Origin of the sequence: Galbibacter kalidii (genome assembly GCF_026241135.1) — a bacterium.
In the GTDB taxonomy this organism is placed as follows: Bacteria; Bacteroidota; Bacteroidia; order Flavobacteriales; family Flavobacteriaceae; genus Galbibacter.
The window spans coordinates 147,348-168,518 of sequence record NZ_JAPFGA010000008.1 but is presented as its reverse complement, the minus strand read 5'-3'; the positions used below and the strand labels follow the sequence as shown (position 1 = coordinate 168,518).

Annotated in this window: 19 protein-coding genes; 2 read left to right on the top strand and 17 right to left on the bottom strand. The window is 38.7% G+C overall.

Features of this window, described 5'->3' with window-relative positions:
- Positions 1-8: 8 nt before the first annotated feature.
- The 13 genes from OOZ15_RS10390 to OOZ15_RS10330 all read right to left on the bottom strand — a co-directional run bounded on the left by OOZ15_RS10390 (position 9) and on the right by OOZ15_RS10330 (position 14,267).
- Positions 9-1,145 (bottom strand): type II secretion system F family protein, encoded by a 1,137-nt coding sequence (locus OOZ15_RS10390; RefSeq protein WP_265956338.1) that lies wholly within the window; start codon positions 1,143-1,145, stop codon positions 9-11.
- The gene (locus OOZ15_RS10385; RefSeq protein WP_265956337.1) at positions 1,135-1,611 is read right to left on the bottom strand and encodes a PulJ/GspJ family protein; all 477 of its coding nucleotides are present in this window, start codon (positions 1,609-1,611) and stop codon (positions 1,135-1,137) included. Before OOZ15_RS10385 ends, OOZ15_RS10390 begins: the two co-directional genes overlap by 11 nt.
- Positions 1,604-1,936, bottom strand: coding sequence for a hypothetical protein (locus tag OOZ15_RS10380; protein ID WP_265956336.1), 333 nt, complete (start codon positions 1,934-1,936; stop codon positions 1,604-1,606). Before OOZ15_RS10380 ends, OOZ15_RS10385 begins: the two co-directional genes overlap by 8 nt.
- A complete protein-coding gene (locus tag OOZ15_RS10375; RefSeq protein WP_265956335.1) occupies positions 1,924-3,195 on the bottom strand; it encodes a hypothetical protein in 1,272 nt (423 codons plus the stop codon). The genes OOZ15_RS10380 and OOZ15_RS10375 overlap by 13 nt, the downstream gene beginning before the upstream one ends.
- A 3-nt stretch (positions 3,196-3,198) precedes the next feature.
- Positions 3,199-3,672 (bottom strand): hypothetical protein, encoded by a 474-nt coding sequence (locus OOZ15_RS10370; protein ID WP_265956334.1) that lies wholly within the window; start codon positions 3,670-3,672, stop codon positions 3,199-3,201.
- A complete protein-coding gene (locus OOZ15_RS10365) occupies positions 3,662-4,528 on the bottom strand; it encodes a tail fiber protein (RefSeq protein WP_265956333.1) in 867 nt (288 codons plus the stop codon). The genes OOZ15_RS10370 and OOZ15_RS10365 overlap by 11 nt, the downstream gene beginning before the upstream one ends.
- A gap of 12 nt (positions 4,529-4,540) precedes the next feature.
- A complete protein-coding gene (locus OOZ15_RS10360; protein WP_265956332.1) occupies positions 4,541-5,368 on the bottom strand; it encodes a tail fiber protein in 828 nt (275 codons plus the stop codon).
- An 11-nt stretch (positions 5,369-5,379) separates the two neighbouring features.
- Complete coding sequence (locus tag OOZ15_RS10355; RefSeq protein WP_265956331.1) at positions 5,380-6,318, bottom strand: hypothetical protein; 939 nt, start codon at positions 6,316-6,318, stop codon at positions 5,380-5,382.
- A 4-nt stretch (positions 6,319-6,322) separates the two neighbouring features.
- Positions 6,323-7,042 (bottom strand): hypothetical protein, encoded by a 720-nt coding sequence (locus tag OOZ15_RS10350; protein WP_265956330.1) that lies wholly within the window; start codon positions 7,040-7,042, stop codon positions 6,323-6,325.
- Positions 7,043-7,560: 518 nt separating this feature from the next.
- The gene (locus tag OOZ15_RS10345; RefSeq protein WP_265956329.1) at positions 7,561-10,158 is read right to left on the bottom strand and encodes a CHAT domain-containing protein; all 2,598 of its coding nucleotides are present in this window, start codon (positions 10,156-10,158) and stop codon (positions 7,561-7,563) included.
- Entirely contained in the window at positions 10,139-12,082 is a 1,944-nt protein-coding gene (locus tag OOZ15_RS10340) for a PKD domain-containing protein (RefSeq protein ID WP_265956328.1), read from the bottom strand. The genes OOZ15_RS10345 and OOZ15_RS10340 overlap by 20 nt, the downstream gene beginning before the upstream one ends.
- An 85-nt stretch (positions 12,083-12,167) precedes the next feature.
- Positions 12,168-13,112 carry a hypothetical protein gene (locus OOZ15_RS10335; protein ID WP_265956327.1) on the bottom strand — a complete coding sequence of 315 codons (945 nt, stop codon included), beginning with the start codon at positions 13,110-13,112 and terminating at the stop codon, positions 12,168-12,170.
- Between the two features lie 90 nt (positions 13,113-13,202).
- On the bottom strand, positions 13,203-14,267 hold the full coding sequence (locus OOZ15_RS10330) for a hypothetical protein (protein WP_265956326.1): 1,065 nt from the start codon (positions 14,265-14,267) through the stop codon (positions 13,203-13,205).
- 105 nt (positions 14,268-14,372) lie between these two features.
- Here OOZ15_RS10330 and OOZ15_RS10325 point away from each other — a divergent pair, with 105 nt between their 5' ends.
- Positions 14,373-14,963 (top strand): RNA polymerase sigma factor, encoded by a 591-nt coding sequence (locus tag OOZ15_RS10325; RefSeq protein ID WP_265956325.1) that lies wholly within the window; start codon positions 14,373-14,375, stop codon positions 14,961-14,963.
- Positions 14,963-15,697, top strand: a complete 735-nt coding sequence (locus tag OOZ15_RS10320) for a tetratricopeptide repeat protein (RefSeq protein ID WP_265956324.1) — start codon at positions 14,963-14,965, stop codon at positions 15,695-15,697. The genes OOZ15_RS10325 and OOZ15_RS10320 overlap by 1 nt, the downstream gene beginning before the upstream one ends.
- A gap of 113 nt (positions 15,698-15,810) precedes the next feature.
- Here OOZ15_RS10320 and OOZ15_RS10315 read toward each other — a convergent pair whose 3' ends face one another.
- The 4 genes from OOZ15_RS10315 to OOZ15_RS10300 all read right to left on the bottom strand — a co-directional run bounded on the left by OOZ15_RS10315 (position 15,811) and on the right by OOZ15_RS10300 (position 21,151).
- A complete protein-coding gene (locus OOZ15_RS10315; protein ID WP_265956323.1) occupies positions 15,811-17,127 on the bottom strand; it encodes an ATP-binding protein in 1,317 nt (438 codons plus the stop codon).
- Between the two features lie 36 nt (positions 17,128-17,163).
- Positions 17,164-18,891, bottom strand: a complete 1,728-nt coding sequence (locus OOZ15_RS10310) for an eCIS core domain-containing protein (RefSeq protein ID WP_265956322.1) — start codon at positions 18,889-18,891, stop codon at positions 17,164-17,166.
- 77 nt (positions 18,892-18,968) lie between these two features.
- Positions 18,969-19,733, bottom strand: a complete 765-nt coding sequence (locus tag OOZ15_RS10305; RefSeq protein WP_265956321.1) for a ParA family protein — start codon at positions 19,731-19,733, stop codon at positions 18,969-18,971.
- A gap of 5 nt (positions 19,734-19,738) precedes the next feature.
- Positions 19,739-21,151 (bottom strand): vanadium-dependent haloperoxidase, encoded by a 1,413-nt coding sequence (locus tag OOZ15_RS10300; protein WP_265956320.1) that lies wholly within the window; start codon positions 21,149-21,151, stop codon positions 19,739-19,741.
- Positions 21,152-21,171: the final 20 nt, after the last annotated feature.

Here is a 21,171-nt window from a genome sequence, read left to right as displayed (position 1 = left end):
AGTTACGTTTACCCCAACACACTGCTTAATTTAAACATCGGGAGGTACATGGCTATTAAAATAACCCCTACGATAATCCCAACGGCCAAAATGATAAAGGGTTCCATGATCGTGGACAGCACTTTTGATTTTTGGTCCACCTCTATAGTATATTGCTGATGAAGCTTTTGAAAGATCAATTCGGTCTGGTTGGTTTCTTCGGCTACTTTTACCAAGGAGATCATCTTATTGTCAAATAAAGAAGTGTTTTTTAAACTCTGACTTAGGCTACTCCCTTTTAGAATATCATTTTCCACATTTTTTAATGCCTGTTGAAGGGGGTAAAAATCAATCATTTTTTCCACGAGTTGTATGCTGTTCACCACAGGAACTTTGGAAAACGTCAGCAAGGCTACAGCCTGGGTAAACTGGGACAGGTATACATTCTTGTAAAAAGGACCGATAAAAGGAATTTTAAGCAGGATGATATCCCTCCACTTCTTATACACTGTTTTTTTGGATATCATTTTCCATACCACGATAATCAATATGAAAAATAGTATAAAAAACCATCCGTAGTCTTCGACAAGGGCAGATAGTTTGATAATCATTTTGGTCACCCATGGCAATTCTACTTGGTTTTGTGAAAAAATATCATGGAACATGGGCACTACAAGCCGTAACATAAACACAACCACTGCAACTGCCGTGGTCAATATAATCGCGGGGTATGTCAAAGCTGCTATCAGCTTACGGCGCTGTTCATTTTTTTTCATAAAAAAGACACCCAGTTCTTCTGTAATTTCAGCCAGCATCCCTGTCTCCTCCCCTATCTTTAATGAATGGAATTCATATTCAGAAAATTCCTTTACCTCTTTTATCACACCGGAAAAACTGTTCCCGGCGACAATATTGTCTATTATATTTTTAAAAAAAGTTTGAAGCGGTTTCTTCTTTTCATTTTCATAAATAATCACCAAGGCATCTTTTAAGGAAATCCCTGCCTTAAGCAACACACTGAGTTCAGTATAGAAGCCTTCTTTTTGCTTATTCGAAAACTTAGTCCCAAACAGGTTGATCTCTTTCTTTAAAAGCGAGTTGATATCGGAAGAGGTATTAAGCTTTTCCTTTTTTGTGCTTGATATGTTATCCAGGTCAAAAGCCATTTGGGTTCATATATAATGTTGCATCATTCTGTTTGTGGATAAATATTTCGCGAGTGCTTCCCTTTACATCCATCACGATCTTAACGGCATCTAATGCCCCTCCATTCACTACAGAGCCATCCAAATAAAATTCCATTGCCTGAACCTTCAATCCGAAGGTGTCTTGCTGCCTTAAAAGATAAGGCGGGTCAATCTGATAGTAAACCGAATCCATATCATTCTTTAGTGAGATCTGCGTATGTTTCCTGTTGACTTCTATAGTGTTATACTTGTTAAAATCTATTGTCATGGCTTGTTTCAACAAGTAAGTTTCTGTGGTATGATTTAGGTTATATTCAATCCCTTTCATTTGCGACTGCACCAAAGAGAGTATGGAATAGGCCATCCCCACTACAAGTAGTGTAATGACTATGGCCACGATAAGCTCGTTGAGGGTAAAGGCAGGTATTTTCGCTCTTTTATTCAATAATGGATTGTTTTAAAATCTGTTTCTCTGATTTTGTGTTTACGGCCCTTATCACAAGAATCGAGTCGCCGGAAACCAATAGCTTGTCAGCCTCAATATCCCAATCCTTGAATTCTTCATAATAAGGCATTTTTATCCCCTTTTTTACAATCTTATACTCCGTTTGATCGATATATGTTTGAACATCCCGGGTATTATTGTTTGCGAAATTTGTGAACAGGTTATTAAGTATCAGGCTTGAAACCATAAAAACCACAACTATAAGCACGGTCGCTACCATAGTTTCCATCAGGGTTGAAGCTTTTACTTTTTTCAATAAAGCCATTTCATTACTTTTTTATCCTTTTTATCCAGTAACAATCCTACATAGCGCTCATGGAGATTCCTTATATCCAATTTTCCGCCATAAATGTGATTTTGATAGATGGAACCAAACTTCTGCACCATAAAACTCGATGTATAAACACTTCCCCTGACTTCTCCCAAAAGTTCCAGATTTTCTGTGCAATACACCTCTCCGAAGACCAGTGCGTTTTCACTTATCCGTATCTGAGGGCTATAAGGTCGCATATCGTCCGAATGATCTAACAGATAGGCAATACCGCCTTTTACAATCGTATTATCAGCTATAAAAACCCCTGATTCATCTTCCTTATTTTCAATCCTTCTGTCATTGGTTATGACCAAAGCAGTAGGGTAATTCAATTTACACGATCTGCCTACAGTGATTTTATCAGAAGCCAGTGCCTGAAAATGTCCGGTAGAATTATTTTTGATCTCAATTTCAGGGGCGATGAGGATAGCATCTTTTATGTTGCTACTGCGATCCACTACAATTTTATATCCTGAATACACGATCACATTCCCGATAACTGATGAATTCGATAGCTCTATTGCGCCATCACTATACACGACCCGGGTTTCTTCTTCAAAAGAATGCTTAATACGGAGTGGATATGTTACTTCTGCCATTTGCACACCTTCCCCAAAGTTTCCTTTTATCAGTTGATTCATATTTTGCTCAAGACTTTGCGTCAACTTTGGCAATCTTGAAGAACTTTTCGATATGTTACCGGGTCCGGAAATAACTCCCGTAAAAGATTTACCGCCCATGCTTCCGGCTTTGATACCTCTTTCGGGTAGTTGTAGTTTTCCTTTGATCACAGCAGCCCCTACTACGACCAAAGGCCTGTTGTTCTCCCTAAGGAATAAGGAAGGACAGTCTTTTTTGTCGAACCACCCTCCTATCAATGCTGTTTTGGCGTATTTGTTCCCGTAAGCTTCAGATGTAACGGATACTTTTTCAAACATCCCCCAATAAGATCGGTATACAGATATTTCTTTAGGGTTCTCGGGATAGATATTCATGACAACGGTATCGTTAAACACGGAATTGTTTCGTAAACTGTGGTTGATCCCATCATTTACAGCATTGATGTTTTCTATAACAAGCCCTCCTTTTGTCTGAAAAAAGCGGTGGGAATGTGCCAGGGAAATAAACGTAAGAAGCAAAATGGCAATGACCACACCGATAAACAGTACAAATTGCAATGCCCCTCCCTTTATTTTTTTCAGTATACCCACCTGTTATGACCGTTCTATGGTTCTCCTTTTTTTATTTTCCAGTACGATGATCTTGACCTCATCCCCGCTGATCAATTTTACTCCGGACATCTCATCATTTATTTTCATCAAATGCTGTGTGCCGTTTATCGACAGAAAGAAAATGCGTTCTTTTTTATCGTTGTTCCCAACCATTCCTGAATACGTGATGTTTACTGCCGGTGTTTCCGGTTTGGGTTTTACCTGTTTCTTTGCAACCCTGTTTTTTTTAGGTTTCACACTCATGGTTCCTAAAAAAGGATCCCTTTCATGCCGATTGATTGAAAAGGATTTTTGTTTTTCAGGTGTCCGGGGCTTATACGTCATAGACAGTACATCATTTTCAGCTGTTTTGGGTGTTGGGTTTCCATATAGGGAAGCATAAATATTATACCCAATCAATCCCCAAATGACCAGGACTACAAACAATAAAAAATATGTCTTCAGCTTATTTTTCATGTGTTTCCATAAGTTTGCTGACGGCATCTGTCAACTCCCTGTTTTTGCTTTCCAAAGTATCAACACGCTTTTCTTGTTGAATTGCATACAAAGTAAGCTCTTCAACCTTCTCCAACAGTTTTAAATTCATCGCTTTCAGGTCAATGCCTTCTTCTTCCATTTTCTTTGCCGATGGGATATTGGGCAAATGTCCTTCCTTTTGAATATGATCTTCCACCTCTTCTAATATCTTCAAATCATAACCTTCCTTAAATACATAATCCGGGGCTACCGATCCGTTTAGATCCAGTTTAACTTCTTGGGCATGGATATTTCCTTTAACAGTTAATTTGGAGTCAGGGTTTGTTGTTCCTATACCGACATTCCCCTCAACAAATGAAGTTTTACCGTATTCAGGAACATCTTGATATATGTCAGGGTCTGCTACATGAACTAAAGATGTTGGTAAGTCAACAATTAACGGAGCTTCTTTGGTTACTGAAAGTTCTACAGAAATATGGCCATACCTATTGGTTGACATTCCAAAAAGCTCATATGTTGTATCATTTATTTTTTTAAACTTAATATAATCCCCAATTTCTGTTCCAGTAATCGAATAGTTCCAAGCCCCTACCTGGGAAGCACCTTCCCTTAAAATTAACTGAGCGGTTGCAGAGTAGCCTCTCTCATTAGTCCTTACATAATTTATTTTAGCATTCACAATTACCGAATTGTGAATTCCGTTTCCTTCTAAATCAAAAGTTGCCAATTTACACCAACCCGTATTTGTGCTAAAGGAAATCTTTGTACTATAATGATCTTGAGAATTCGCTATCAAACAAACCCCCATAAAAAACAAATAAATATACCTTTTCATAATTGCCTTGTATTATTCCCCTTCTAATCCTTTAATTCTTTTCTCTTGATTATCAACTGTCTTTTTTAGCTCTATTATATGTAGCGTTAGTTCCTCTATTTTCTCCAACAGTTTTAAATTCATCGCCTTCAGATCAATACCTTCTTCTTCCATTTCCTTTGCCGATGGGATGTTAGGTAAATGGCCCTTTTTTTGAATATAATCTTCAACCTCTTCCAATGTCTTTATATCATACCCTTCTTTAAACACATAATCCGGGGCTACCGATCCGTTTAGATCCAGTTTCACTTCTTGGGCATGAATGTTTCCTTTTACGGTGAGTTTGGAGTCAGGGTTTGTGGTTCCTATGCCTACTTTACCATCTAAAACATTCATATTCCCAGTATAAACATGACTATTATCCGGTAGCTTTTCATAAATTTTCAGAAGTCCACCATTATCACTCAAATTTGTATCACTGGTATCTCCTAGGTTTAAAGAAGCATATTTTGAATAGATAATTTGAAAGGTTCCCGAATTCACACCAGTTGTAGCTTTAATCCAAAGTTCCGAAGTTCCACTTTTATTAATTACAGCAAATTGAGGTTGATTCCAAGAATTATATCCCATTGATTGCTGCTTTTGAATAATATATGTTTTAGAGTTTATAAATTGTATTTCCCCTTTAACAATGGAAGGATTATGGGCTGTAGTATGATTATAGATATATTCAATAAAAGCATGTTTCCCACCAATGGTTGCTATTAAATACCATTTACCATCGCTCGGCAATATAAAACTTTGTGAAAACGCAACAGCACTGATAAAAAACAAAAAAAATGTGAAATGAATTTTATTCATCGATTTAAGTTTTAATTAATGGATAATTCGAAAACATTGCTATCATCACTAACGTTACCGGCAGCATCAAACGACCTTACCTTCCAATAGTAATTTCCTGCCTCTAAAGTCGTATTAAAACTTTTCTCTGAACCAAGCCCTTTTTCATTGAGATCGGATTGTGTTTCATCATTATAGATATAGATACTGTCTTTTTCGGCACTTCCCGGAATATCCTCCCGTGACCAAGTGAAAGTTATCTCAGTGCCTGAGGCTTCAGTAGCCTCATCTGCAGGTGTTTCTAATGCCGGGGTATTGGGTTTGGTGAGATCCACGGTGATTTTCCGCGAATTGTACAAAGTATTGATGCCATCTTCATTCTTAGCCCTTACCTGCCAGGTAAAAACACCCTCTTGCAGGGTCAATTCTATGCTGTTTTCTGCTGTCTGTTCGTCATTAACAACCGTATCATTGTTATCAATGACCTGAACCTGATATTCAACGGCTCCTTCCACTGTTTCCCATGAAAAAGTAATACCTCCTTCATTGGTCGCTACATTATTTTTCGGGGCATCCAGTATTATAGTATTCCCTTCAAAACCGTCGCTTGTCTGCAAACTGAACACATTGGAAGAAAAACCGGTTTCATAAGCACTGTTAACCCCTTTGACACGCCACTCATACATATTGGGAAGTAATTCCTTACTATATGAAGTGCCGTTGACAAGGCTGTCCACCAATACCTGTGTTGCTGAAGAGAAATCCGGAGTAGCTACCTGCAACAGATACCTATCTGCATCAGGAAGGGGTTCCCAGGTAAAATTGACCACATTTCCCTTTACGACTGTCCCCTCTGCCGGGGCGATCAAATTCACCTTTTCATTTGATATGTCCTGTACTTCGATGATATCCGCACAGGATATAAATAGAAAAGTAAAACTGACGATATAGATTTGTATTAATTTTTTCATATGTTTAAAATCCTAAATAATCCCTTTCCGTATCCACATTAACAGCCTTTCTTTTTAAGCCTTTTGAACATTTACCCCCATAGGCCAAGGTTTTTAAAACGACTTCCCCTTTACGGTTGGTTCCCCAGCAAAATCCCGAAAGTCCGTAGGCAAATACAGACATCTCCTTAAAATATATTTTTTTGGGACTACCTTCCGGTCTTAGGGCTTCCATATAATACTTTTTAAGCTTCATATCATACACCAGAAAAACACTTTCCGCTTGGGTCAAAGCCTGTAGTGACTCCTTCTTTCCAACCATGGAAATGGAAGTAACTACTTCTGCATCTCCGCGTTCTTTTAAGAAATCGATCAGCTTATCGTTTTGTTTAACCCCACGGATATAATCCAGATTATCAGCAAGTTTTAAAGACACAAAACCCGGTTTTTCCGGCAGGGAATCGACATAGGATATGTTATACGGATTGTCCTGTGAAGTTTTTAAATAGGCATTGAACTTCTTGTTGTCGAATTGCTCCTGGTGTACTTCCAGCCTGATTCTCTCATCATTTTCAGGCACAACAAGGGTGTTGAAAGTATAATTCAGCATATTTTGGCTCAAAAAACCTATTGAACCCATTTGAGGTTGTGAATCACTTATGATCTGGGGATTATTGTTTATCATTACCGATTTACAGGAACATACTGCCAGTAAAACCGTAAGTAGTAGTATTGGTTTATTCACACATTTAAATTTTAGTAATTTATTGATTATATAATATAAAATTAAGAACGTGTGTAACTACTCCGCTGCACTCCGTTCTCTCATTAAAAAATTTAAACATCCCCTTTTGTAAAGTAATGTTTAAATTTCTTAATGTTCGTTTCATGTGATAAACATACTAATTTTAAATCTATTTTAACATAAATAATCTATTTTTTTAGTGATCAATATTCAATAAAATTCCTTAGCTTTTTAGGCTTTGTTGCTGTTATTGTTGTACGAAGTCAGGATCCCAAAGCCTCAGGGGCGTAGTATATTGGTTTTTATTTATGATCTCTTCGGAGAGCGCGGTTTTATGACTTACCCTGAATTCGCCACAAGTTTTAAAAACCCGCGGGAGCGGGGAATTTTCTATTGATTAAAACTATTAAGTGGACAAAGTTAGTTTGATCTATTAAGGAAGTAGGCAATTCTTTCCCACAAATTAGAAGAAGAACCACTTTGTACGTTCTATCCAAGCGTGAGTCAGTAGTTATTTTCTATGATCTTAAGGATATTCCTTTTTTTGCTAAAAGCACTATAAGCAAAAGCATTATAATAATGCCGGTTATATAATAATAAACAGGAGGAGCTACTTTTTTGGTAAAGGATCCATAATATACAAATGCTCCCCAATAGTAAGGCGATTTTTTGTGATTGGGAATACTTTTATCAGAGAGGTATGCTTTTTTAGAAACGTTATTGGCAATTACAGCTGATGTAGTTGAAAAATATTCATCATAGAATAAATGCATTATAGATGAAGTAGACTGATCGTTAATTTGCCACAATGAAAATAATAAGCGGTTTGCCCCTGCATACTGAAAGCCCCTTGCAAGACTCATGGCCCCTTCTCCTTTGTATAATTTCCCGATACCTGTTTCGCAGGAACTTAAAACAACCAGTTGGGGATGAAGATCGAGTGTATATAATTCCTGGACAAGCATGACATCATCGTAAAATTGGATATGGGAAGGCATCACAAAATCTCCACTGCCGGCATGGGTTGAAAGATGAAGAATGCCAAAATCCGGCGCTTTTTCCATAAATAAAGCCTTGTTGGCCTTTTCATGAAGTAATAATAAGGAGCTGTCTTTATCTTTCAGAAAGTCAGCTTCTTCAAGTGAATACGGCAGGGATCTCGAACTATTCTTAAAAACAGGGAATACCCCTAAAACGGCATCATTTTCAGAAGGTTTCATTTCATCCATATAAAATTTTGTGCTGGTATTATAAGCTACAACATGGTCTTTTATTAAAAAAGGCATCGCTTCAAAATTAAAAGCTTTTGTAGGAGAGCTAAGGAGTGCTTCGAACGGAATAAAATTGAGCAAACCGTCCGGAATTATAAGATTGTTTTTGTAGGTGGAAAGCTTTTCAAGTCCTAATAGACGATACAATTCATATGCATTTTTGCGGAAACCGGATAAGTCATTGTTTATAGCGGAAGCACTGTCAAAATAATGAATGAACTTCCTGATACGGTGATCCGTTAAACTGTCTATAGCAATACTACTGATATTGGTTTTGCTTTCGTAGATGTAGAATTGGTACAATGTGTTTTTTCCATAGAAATAATGCAACATGGCCGCATTGTCCCTTTTTAATTTTTGCTGAAGATCGTTAACAGAGACATTTATATGATGGTTCCTTTTGTATCGTTTGTCGAGAATGGTTTTGTACGTTTTTAATGTATAACTAACATTATCAAGTTGTAAGGTGAGTTCGTTTATATATGCTTTGTTGGTGAGCTTGTTAAGTTGAGCGCGTATAAGATTATTAATCAATTCTTCCTGTTGTTGCTGTAAGTGTTGTTCTTTTTGTAAAAGGGTATCGTTTGGGAACTGTTGCAACAAATCTTTTCGGGAAACAGTTTCTTTAAGAACACGGACTTTACTTTCTTCAGCATATTGAAATGCAGTGTGTATAAGCTCCCGGTTTTTATTTTGAAGGTAAGCCTTATAGAGCAGATCAATGCATTTTTCACTTCGTTCCCTGTCGGTAGCTTGATGGAGTATTTTGGCTTTTTGGGAGGTTAACTGATCCTGAAGCAGCCTGGAAACATAAAAGCTGAGATCATACCAGTGTAATGCCTGTTTTGTTTTGTTCTCTGTGTGGGCATAAAGATCAAACAAATCTATAAACGTATTCTCTGCATAGAGAAGTGACCTGAGCTCTTGTGTGTTTTTTAAATTGGGGATCAGGGTCAACAATGCCTTTTGTAAATACTGACGGGCTTCGGTTACTTTCTCTTGAAGTACTAAAACCTGTGCTTGTGCCACATATAGTTTTGCCAGGTCCCGGGCTGTCGGTTTATCCTCAAACCGAATCTGTTTTTCAGCTTCATTTAATAATTTCAGGGATTTGGTGTAGTCACCTTGTCTTAATGCTATTTGCGAAGCATTCATAAGGGCTGTAAAACCAATATTGCTTTCAGGTTGTGTTTGTTGTTTTAAAAGTAATTGGGCTTTTTCATATTCTTTCAATGCGATAAGGTTAGTGGTAAGATTGTTCTGCAATTGCTGTTTTTGCCCCTTGGAAAGCGATGGATAGCCCAATCCTTTCTTTAACAATGAAATGGCCATCCGGTGATTTCCGGTATTGTGATAAACCACAGAAAGATTAATAATCCCACCAATTTCCTGAGTCCTGTCCCCCTCTTTTTCGGCCAGGTAGATGTATTGTTTTATGGTATTTTCGGCATTGGTATAGTTTCCTGTTTTTGTATAAAGATTGCCTAAAGGTTTCAGGCAGTATTCAATGATATCATACCCCGACAGCTTATTTTCCTTATACCTGTTCCATGCATTTTCGTAAGTATTAATTGCATTTTTAGCTTTGTTATATTCCTTGTAATAATACCCCATATTGCACTGCAATACAACCAGGGCCAGTTGCTCCTCTTCCGAAATAGCCTTTTCGCTGAATTTTTGTTCTCTTTTGTGTAGCTTACCTAATAAAGCCTCAGTTGGGTTAGCCACAAAGGAATCAAGACTGCGGTATATGCTTTCTTCCAAAGACTGTGCACCCAGCCAAAAGGGCAAAAGCAATACCATAACCAGCCAGAACAAAGATGTTTTAAAATTTCCATCTCGCATAAAACTGCCAATAGTTGAATGAATTTTCAAAATTGATAACATACCGGGCACCGACACTTGGTCCTATTCGGGCAAATCCTGCTGTAACATCGAATAACACCCCGGTTTTAAGATCTGTAAAAGATGAATTTTCTTCTTCATTTTGTGTACTTGAATTAATAAGGAATTCATCTGTAGGACCTTCATATCGTTCCGTTAAGATATCTGTTTTCCTTTTTTGGCTAAGATTAAAATTTGCCTGCAGCCCTGAACCAATAGCCAGATAATTATTGATATTATACTTCAGCAGTAATGGAACTTCCCAGTTTAGGTTGGTAAACTCATGATGGGTGGTAGTCCGCTCCAGTTGTCCAAAACCCAAATCTTCATTAATCCTCTCCCTTATGGTGTTCTCTTCATAGGAATGGAAGCTATTAACGAGTTCGGCCTGCCAGTACCACCGGTATGATTTATACGGGGATACGGTGACTCCCACAAAGGGGCTTTTTGAATTTTCCAGATCGGGATAATGATTATATCCGGCTTTTGCACCAATAGAAATTCCCGGGATGAACCGTGTAGCGGAATAATTGGTTATAATAGGTTCGTTTTTATCAAAAATAATAGCTGTTTTACTCTTAGTTTTTTTCTTGTGAAAGTCCTTCCCGAATTTAAGGCTATATTTTACAAAACCCTTTGTGGAATCACGCTCTTTTACGTTTTTCTGCTCGCTTCCGGGCAGGTATATGTTTTTAAACGTAAAAATGGCTTGTGTGTCTGTATAAGTAGTGTCGAGGCAACTGTATTCCACCGGTTTTTTAGGGCAGATGGGACATTTTGGGTACATGTCTTCTACTTCAATAGTGCTTTTGTCATACATATCGGGAATGTCGGTTTCGAGACGGATCGTTCTTGCCGGTCCCTCCCCGTTGTTCTGGAACTTTATTTTGTAGGTAACCCTTTTAAAGCGTACCAACCTGTAATTCATAAACGTGCCGGTAGAAGACATTCTGTTGGGGTCGTGAGAGGTAACAATTTCCATCTCCATATCTTTTACCTTGTGATCGTCGTAATTATTGTCCGGTATATAAATACCACGCACACTAATAATGGCACTGGTGTCTTTAAGCATTTCCGGGGTGGTTTTTAAAGAAAAGAAAATGTTGCGTTCTTCACCCGGAGGCATCTCATTAAAGTCCAACGTCTTGTAGTCTCTATAATAAGCTTTGGACTCTTCAAGTGTTAAGGGTAAATTTGTTTTTAGCGTAGAATCTTGTGCTATATAAAAATTGTCCATTTCTTTTTCAGATAAGGCAAGCAGGGTTTCATCAGGAGCTACATCACCTGTAACTGCAAAAATATCATCTTCTACAATGCGTTCGTTATGGTACTTCCTTATTGCTGTTAACTCAAAATTATCAGCCTTGTATTTTTGTTCGTTAAAGAAAAAGTGGATTTTACCGGAGGAGGTATAATTTTTAGCGTTTTTATAACTTAGGACAACCACTATTTCTTCTTCCGGTATGGGTTCGCGGTTGCGTAGTAGCTGTATGTCCTCTGTCATGGACGCGGATTCTTTGTAGTCTTGTGTCACCTTGTCTACCTTAACTTTTTGAGGTCTGGTGGTCGGAGGCTTTCCATTGTCATAATGGTTAGTAGCCCAAAGTCGCACCTGGTATTCGTCTTGTTTTTCATAGTTATGCTGTGGATTTTTCTCTCTACTGAAGTTGCCGTCGCCAAACTCCCAGTAATAGGAATAAAATGCTTTGGGAGCACCCGCAATTTGTATCAGTGTCGGCGTCTCCGGTGAAAAGTCAATGGTATTACCTTCAATGTCAAATTCAAAAGTTGCCTTTCGGGTAAGCGAATCAGTTATTTGAGCTTGCTGGGCAATAATAGGCATATAGCAAAAGCCTAAAAGCAGTAGAATAAACTTAGGGTTCATATTTTTAGTGGGTTAGATAAATTAAAGATATTAAAAAGTGATGACAATACGGCTTGCCACCACTTTTATCGCCTAAAACATGATATTAGGGTAAATCATTGATAATCTGGGTCAAATCTTCTACAGGAGCTATAGAGGTTTCTTCAAGAGTAAAGGTGACTTCCTGTCCACTAGCCACAGTAACAGATTGAATGGCATATCTAAATTCGCCTTCGTGTTCAGACAAAAAGATAATATGCGCCTCAAGTCCTATGGGAAACTCGCCATAGATAAAGCCTAAACTGTTAGGCTGTCCGGATCTTGCAAGATATACAGATGAATTACTGCTATCAAAACCTTGTGGCACGGATATTCCAATTTCCGTTTTAGGATCTGGGTCATAGGAAAAAACGTCACAGTTGAACCACTGGAAACTATCGAGAAAGGCATTGTAAGTAGGGCTTTCCCCTTCCTGATCCACCCAGAATTCAGTGTTCTGCTCTAACCAAACCAAATTACCGTCCTGATCCATTTCTCCTGTAAAGGGTCCCATTCCGTCCACTTCCCCACCGGTTAAGGAAACGGGTACCTTGATCATCATCCCGCAAGACTCATCAAACTCCAACTCTTCCCCGTTTTGATATGCTTTGATATTGAACTCTCCGCCGGAGATCAATTGCTCGAGGTTATCATCTTCATTCTTTCCTACAGTTGTTGCATTTGTTGTAAGCATGTTTCCACGATCAAAGATCTCAACAAACTCCAAATCAACAGCTCCTGAAACCTGGTCACCATTTAGTGTGAGGCAATCTCCAAAGATGCTTAGGGTAACTCCTGCATCAGATTCAAAAGTAATCCCGTCTTCGGCATTAAATGTTGCATTTTGCTTTAAGTTGTTGAATGCATCCTCCTGAAGTGCTTTGAAAGCAGCTGCCGTTGGAGGTGTAAAAGGATCTTCACTGATTGGATCAAATCCGTCGTCTGTGCTACAGCTTGTGACTGAAAAAAGTGTAGCTAATATAATTATGGATGTGTTTCTTAAATTTTTCATGATTGTACTTTTTAAATGATTTTATTTTTTTAGCAAAAAGGGAAGTTTTAAGGTCATCACTTCCCTTTATGCAGTATTATAGTTTAGCCCTTACGGCAAATCGTTGATAAGGTCAATAAGTTGCTGCTCTGTTGCAATAGCCGTATCGCTATAGACTATGCTTATAACCCCATTTTCTACAATAGTGGCCGATTTTATGGCGTATCTCCAATCCCCTTCATCTTCGGTTGCAAAGATCACATGTACTTCCAGCCCTATGGGTATTTGTCCGTAATGCTCGCTAAATACGCCTTCATCCGATAAGAAGGTATCTAAATTGGCCAAGGCGTTAGGCTCGCCGTCATAGGATAAATAAACTGTACTGTTGGTTTTGTTGTAACCCTCTGGCACACTCACTTTTAGGGTTGTCTTTGGTCTGGGGTCGTTGTAAAAACGGTCCACATTTGTCCATCCAAATTCACCCACGAATGCATAATACGTTGGTCCTTCTACAAAAACATCACCTCCTTGTCCGGCAGCACCATCATGAACACCATCCTCTTCTTCCTCGTCCCAAGTTAAATTGTCGTCCTCGTCAATAGTGCCAGTCCACAAGGTCATATCCTGATCTTCTCCTCCGGTAAGATCAGCCGGCACAATTAATTGTAAAGGACAAATAAGATCGATTTGCTCGCCGTCTTGTGTGGCGTTTATATAAAACTCCCCACCGGAGACCAGCATAGCTTTGTCCCCACTTGGCAGCCTGCCCATAGTTGGTTTATTGGTGGAAAGCATATTGCCTTTCTCAAAGAGTTCAACAAATTCCACATCAATATCACCGGTTACAGCGTCCCCTGCTTTTTCCAGACAAGAAGCATTAATATTGATCTCTACACCACTGTTTGAGGTAAAAGACCCGGTTCCGTCTTCTGCACTGAATTGGAAATGTTGCCTTTGATTCTCCAGTGCTTGCTCCTTTATCTGAGTAAAAGCTTCTGCTGTAGGAAGTGTTGCGATAAAATCGCCATCGGAATCAAGATCATCAAAATCATCATTATGCCTACACGAAGTTAATATAAACACTACTGCCAATAAGGCCGTAGTTTTAAGCAGTAAATTCATTTTAAAATAGTTACCGTTATTTTTAACGTTTTGGGTTTGTACTGAATTTTTCATGATTTCTACATTTTATTGTTTTACACCCCTATATCAACCGGCATTAAAAATTGTTACCCTTTATCTGGAAAACTTTTTTACATTCGTAAGGAGGAAACAGGATTTATGAGTAAAAAAAATACGCACCCCGATCAGAAATACATAGAAGGATTGTTGCAAAACAACTCTTTTGTCATTCAGGCTATATATGATAAGTATGTCCCAAAGGTGCTTCATTATATAGCTAACAATAGTGGGGATGTGGACAAGGCACAAGATGTGGTACAGGAAGTGCTGGTTACCATATACCATCAGTCCAAAACAGAAAACCTTAAACTTACCTGTCCGTTTGATGCCTATTTTTTTCTGCTGTGCAAACGCCGATGGCTGAATGAATTAAAAAAGACTAACCAAAAAGAGGTAACAATTAAGGAGGAAGTTGTATCTATTACTGACGATATGCTTCTTTTAGCAGAAGAGGCCTCCTTGTTTGCAGAGAAAAAAGCACTTTACGATGCGATGTTCGAAAAACTCGGAAAAAAATGCAAAGAGTTATTGCTAATGGCATTTAAAATAAAGAATATGCAAAAAGTAGCTGAAAAACTCGGGGTTTCGTATGCATATGTGAGAAAGAGAAAATCGTTATGCATAGGGCAGCTCACTGAAATGGTGCAGTCATCGTCCGCTTTTAAGAAAATCCAAAATCAACAACTGTAATGAAAGAGGAAGATTATATATTGTTTGAAGATTACCTTTCCGGAAACCTGTCAGAGAAAGAAACAACACTTCTGGAACAAAGGTTGGAAACTGATGAGCAGCTGGCAGCGTCTTTTCGATTGTATAAAGAACTTTCCGGTTATTTGGAAAAAAAGGTATCGAATGAAGATGAAGCACAAGCTTTTGAAGAGAATCTAAAAAAAATAGCCGCTTCCCACTCCGTTACTAATAACCGGAAGTCTGAAAAAAGAACTTTTAAACCCTGGCACTATGCAATAGCGGCAAGTATCCTGATTGTTTTTGGTTTGTTTCTTTTTAAAGATTCCGGAGCACCTGTTTATGCCGATTATGCCCAACACGAATCAATAAGCCTGACAGTAAGGGGAGAAGGAGAAACCATGTTATACAATGCACAAGAAGCTTTTAATAATAAAGAGTATAAAAAAGCAGTTGCTCTTTTTGAAAGGATATTAAAAGAAGATATTAGTAACAGTGAGCTTCAACTGTATCTGGCGGTTTCATTAGTAGAAACAAATCAGTTTGATAAAGCAGAAAATATTCTGGCAATACTTGCTGAAGGAGATTCCGTGTATAAATATAAGGCTATATGGATACAAGCCCTGAGTGCTCTTAAACAAAAAGAATATAAAGCATGTGTTGCCTTACTCAAAGCCATTCCGAAAAATGTGGAAGAGTATGATCAAGCTCAAAAACTTATGGGTAAATTACCTTAATGGAATGGTGGATAGGATAGAAATTACTGAATATAGGGCTGTTCTGTACAAAATAAAATAACTCCATCTATTTATTAATATAAGGAAAGTAAGCTTTTATTCGATTCTTCTCATTATCTCATAATCCTTCCACCCTTCTCGTATTCCCTTTTTATACCATTGGTAATATAGTTCATGTAGATCGTCTTTTTTTTATCTTTCAAAGCACACAAACAGGCATATTGGACTATATTCATAATTTCGGCTCCTGATAATTCATACTTTTGTGCTACTTGTACAATATCTACATCCTTATGAAGTCTTATTTTTTTTGGAAAAGCATTCTTCCAGAGAATTTTCCTTTCCGAAAATTTTGGCATAGGAAAATGAATAATAGCCTGAAATCTTCTAACAAAGGATTCATCTATGTTGCTTTTCAGGTTGGATGCCAGAATGACTAGTCCGTTATACGTTTCAATCCGTTGCAAGAGGTAAGACACTTCTTGATTGGCATATTTATCATGTGCATCCCGCACATTCGTTCTTTTACCAAATAAAGCATCTGCTTCGTCAAAGAATAAAATATTCCCAGTTTTTTCAGCCTTTGTAAGTAAATTGGCTAGATTTTTTTCTGTTTCACCAATAAATTTTGAAACTACCATGGACAGATCTATTTTATACACATCTTTCCCTGTGTATTTTCCCAGTAGACTGGCTGTCAATGTTTTTCCGGTTCCCGGAGGACCATGGAACAATACCCGATATCCGGGTTTCAGTTTTTTTCGCATACCCCAGTCGTTTAGAAGCGTGTCCCCATGGTCGATCCAAGTTTGTAGTTCTTTTACCTGATTGAGTGTTCCTTCGGGTAACACAAGGTCTTTCCATTCCATCTCTGTCTCGATAACTTGAGCAGGGAACTTCATGCTAAAATTCGGCTTGTTGGCTTCTCCAAGAGTCATAATCTCAACATATTCTTGTGAAACAACAATCTTTCCGCTCATCCTGGGTTCGCCTTCAGGCGGGTCTTCCAGCCAAAGGATATGATGTTTTCCGAAAAAGTGTTCGGAACTAAAAAAACCCTGTATCTTTTTCCGCTTTTCAAAATCATTATCCCCCAGTAAGAACAAGGCCGTTTCCCCCGTAGGTAAAAACCCCCTGAAATTTTTCCCTCTCACGCCACCCAATTGCGGAAAATCACCGGTAGATGTCAGCTTGTTTTGAATGATTCCATCTAAAAAATTGCTTTGTATATGGGGAGATAAAGCAAGAAGTAACAATAGTTTTTCCTCCTTGTCCAGCTTCGCTTTTTTAATAAAGTTTGGGATATGGAGGTTCCAATCGTTTATATCAGGTATTTCGGGGTTGGGTTTGTCCTTTTCAGAATTAAAATGCTGTTCCAAACGATATTGGATAAAATCACTGAGATATTTGAGTTCTAAAAAATTAGTCATGAATTCTATTTTTTAAGCTAATATTCGAACAGAGTTTTATAATCTATTAAGTACAGTATTAGCCAGGCGTGTTCTTCTATTTAATCCAAAATTTGTTGTCATGGCTCTTAATACATTGCCAAAGGCGGTCCTTTTGTCTGGTGGTAGGGCATTCGCCCAGGTCACTACTCTATTTTCTATTCCCGTTGTATTTAAGCTTGTATTTGGTGTCACATTAACAGCCTGTCCGCTGTTAGTTCTAAGAACATCATAATTCCCACTCAAAATTTCCCATTGCGTACCAAAAGATCCGGTAATTGCTCCATTTCCGTCAGTAGTTATATTTGTTTCACCATTCCGTTCAATCCAAACTAAACTACTTAACATAAATTGTTGGCTCACATTTTGTGTAGGTGATTCAAAAGCAGTAGAACTAGCTCCCGCATAATTCCTAATAAAATCATCAACAGATCCTGCATATTGCCTGCCTAAAGGGTCTGTAATATTAGTTGTTCCTGCGAGGTTTCGTCCATGCTGATATTGCACCCCGTTTGTAGCAAGCCATAGGTGCCCAAATAGCTCATGTGCTAAAGAATTTGACCCTAATATGCCTCTCCCTCCTGAGGAGGAATCATAATAGATTTGATGTGCGTTAGGATTTGTACTTGCCAACAGAGTTTGATTAGGATTAATTGCTTGTAGAACAGCTTCTGTAGGAAGCGTTATCCCCCCCGCCAATAATGATATGAGGCTGATCCTGTTAATGGCTTCTGATCTTTGCCCATTTGCAAACCTGATTATTTTGGTATCAAAACTTGTTGCGGCATCAATGGCTTTTATTTCAACTGTTTCGTTATCAATAAATCGCTTTAAAATGTTCCATCTATAAGGATCTACCGGGGCAGTATAACTAATTTCATAAGCCAGTTTGCTGTTTCTTGTTACCGCTATATGTGCCTGATCAGGTCCAGCCAGTAAGTTTCCCCGTCTGAGAATATCTCTTTTGGCTCTGTGATTTAGCTTAAGCTCCCCTTCCATAAATTGCCTGTGATTAATAATTAAAGGATCTCTTTGAATTTTGCGTTCGATATTTTTGTTCTGCTGCACCACATGCGTCAATTCATGAGCCAATAAACGTTTGCCTTCCGTGGTATCCGGATTGTATTTTCCGGAATTAAAGTAGATATCTTTCCCATGTGTAAAGGCCTGGGCTTTGAGTTCCCTGTTCATGTTCACTGCATCTTTATCGGTATGTATATTGACATCACTAAAATCCTTTCTAAAAGAAGATTCCATTTCTCCCTTGGTATTTTTAGATAGTTTTTCACCCTTACCGGTCTTCTTTTTTATTTGTTGTGTTAATCCAGAGCTTGCTGTATTTGACGATGTATTGCTTTTGGTTTGAACGGCTTCACCTTCTTCCTCTTCCTTTTCTTCATCCATTTTACTGACCATTTCTTCTTCCGGCTCTTCCATAGCTTCGCCTTCCGGTTTTTCCTGAACCAATTTATCTTCTTCCATACGCTGTTCGGCGGTTCCCAATTTTTCATCTTCCAGAGGTGTTGCCAATGATTCCCTTTGTATGCTGCTTATCTCTTTGTTCTGTATATCGGGTTTTGACGAATTACTGACCACAGTATCAGCCATACTGTCTGCTTCTTTCTCATATTTATCATTCGGTTGCCCCACAGTGAGCTTTGGTTGTATGCCCACATTGTTAGTACTGTTGAAAAAAGGTGTTTTGCTTTCTTTGGTAAAAAAAGCTTCATCGTTTTTTTCAATCATCTCATTTTTATGGGGATTCTTGTGCCTACGGCTTGAAAACATACTTTTCATCATTCTCGGTTTTACAGATTGTTCTTTTATACTTTCAATAAGAATTCTTTTGCAAGCTCTTTATAATCCATAGCTCCATTGGAGTTCTTGTCATACGAATATATATCCATCCCTTTTTGTTGTGCATTGGCCAGGGCAATATTGATCCTGATATGGGTTTTAAACACTTTATCCTTTGAAAATTCGCTTTCCAGTAATTCCTTAACATGACGGTTCATTTTTTTCCTCTTATCGAATTTGGTAAGGACAAATCCCAGCAGTTTCACTTTTTTATTCAGCCTCTTGATATGGTCAAAATGCTTTAAAAAATTGCGCACCCCTTTTAAAGGTAAGAATTCTGCCTGCAAAGGCAATAATACCGTATCACTGGCCACCAACGCGTTAATCGTAAGCATTCCCATGGCAGGCGGACAATCGATAAATACGAAATCGTAATTGTTCAAGGATTTAGTAAGTTGCGCCAGTATCTGTTCCCTTCCGTATATACTGGCAAGTTCTAGTTCGGCATTGGCCAATTCCAAAGACGAAGGGATTACATCCAATCCCGAGGCTTTTACAATCGCTGCGGTAAGGTCGTTATCCTCTCCAAAAGCCTCTTTGTGCAAGATGTCGTAAATCGATCTTTCAACTCCATCTTTTATTCCTAACGATTGTGTTAGGTTTGCCTGAGGATCTACATCTATCAACAATGTTTTTTTACCCAAGTCTCTTAACGCTGCAGCAAGATTAATGGCCGTTGTTGTTTTGCCAACACCACCCTTAAAATTTGCTATGGAAATAATTTTTGTCATTTTTCTTATCCTAATTCTCCATTGAAATATTGCATGGCTTTGTCCCATACCACACATCCTACCCTGCTACCCAATTTCCGCCCTTCCATATCACCATCCACGAAATGAATACCTCCGTACAATCTTGATATTCCTGCTTCACCGGCAGTATCTTTTAAGGTTTTCCATTCGAGGACAACATCTTCTGAAGGGGTGCATCCGGGTTCAATTTTAGACCCTCCTTTTGGGATGGTCACGGATTCACCATATTTTCCATTTTGGCAAAAATTTGTCAATACCTCAGCAGTAGCAGCACTAAATGTACTGTGTCCCGATACATACTCGGCAAAAGGAGGTGTTGGGATATAGGGGATCCAGTTTTCACCTTCAATTTTTTTGGTGCCTTCACATGGTCCGCCCCAGGCCTCAATGGTTTTACCCCTATAAATATTTCGAATGGCAGAAACCGGTCTTACATAATCGTAATACACTTTGCAGTCCCAAGCAGCAATACCAGCGTCGAGCAGTGCATTGGCAACTACAAAAAACATTTTGATATCATAAGCGTTTTTATGCCCATATTTTTTAGACAAATATCTTGCCTGCCTGCAACACTGTGCGGGTGGCACTCCCCAAGAGCCGTCCTTGTCATTTATCGCATCTTCAAATTTATCCTCGTGCATTCCGGCCCATAACTCAGCTATTATTTTTTGTTCGTCTGTAAGATTTTTACTGTAGTTTAAAATTACCTCAGCCTGTTTAACAAAATCACGATCACCACAAGATGACGGTGATGACGGTCTGAACTGTCCGCCCCATGCCAAGGCAAAAGGTTTTATAAGTCCCCAGTGGGCTGTTAAAAAAGTTTGGGGTTTATGTCCTTTTAACAAGGGCTGCCAGCGGTCTGTGTATTTTATAGGCTGAGGCTCAGGAGGGTTTACAGGACAATAGCCACTATAATCGGTATAGCTCCCTTGATGCAGGGTTGCATACGGATTGGAACCGTCACCCGCCCGGCATTCCAAAATAAGTTTCGCTGATAAATTCCCTATACCCACGGGATTATCGGGTTTTAAATTTTTGTCATCGGGATCGTAACCACAATCGCACATAAAATCGCGGAACATGTTCTTGTGTTCCGGTGGCAGAAGTAGGCAGAAGAGGGTCTGTAACACCGTATAGGCTGCATAGCTGTACGTTTTTTTACGGTTTTCTGAAATACATTCGCTATCCGGTTGCTTTAAGTAGCTTCCCGTGGTGGTGCTTACCTCGCAACCTCCGTCATTATAATTGGTCCATGCATCATACATTGCAGTATGTACCATGGCCAATGCCCGCGCTGCAATGGTAGGTGGCGCTGCCGTATAATGCAGGGCATCACAGGTCAGGCGGTTCCATTGGTGGGCTTTGCTGGGTGTGTATGTGTTGTTTGTTGACATGATTAATTTTTTATTAATTT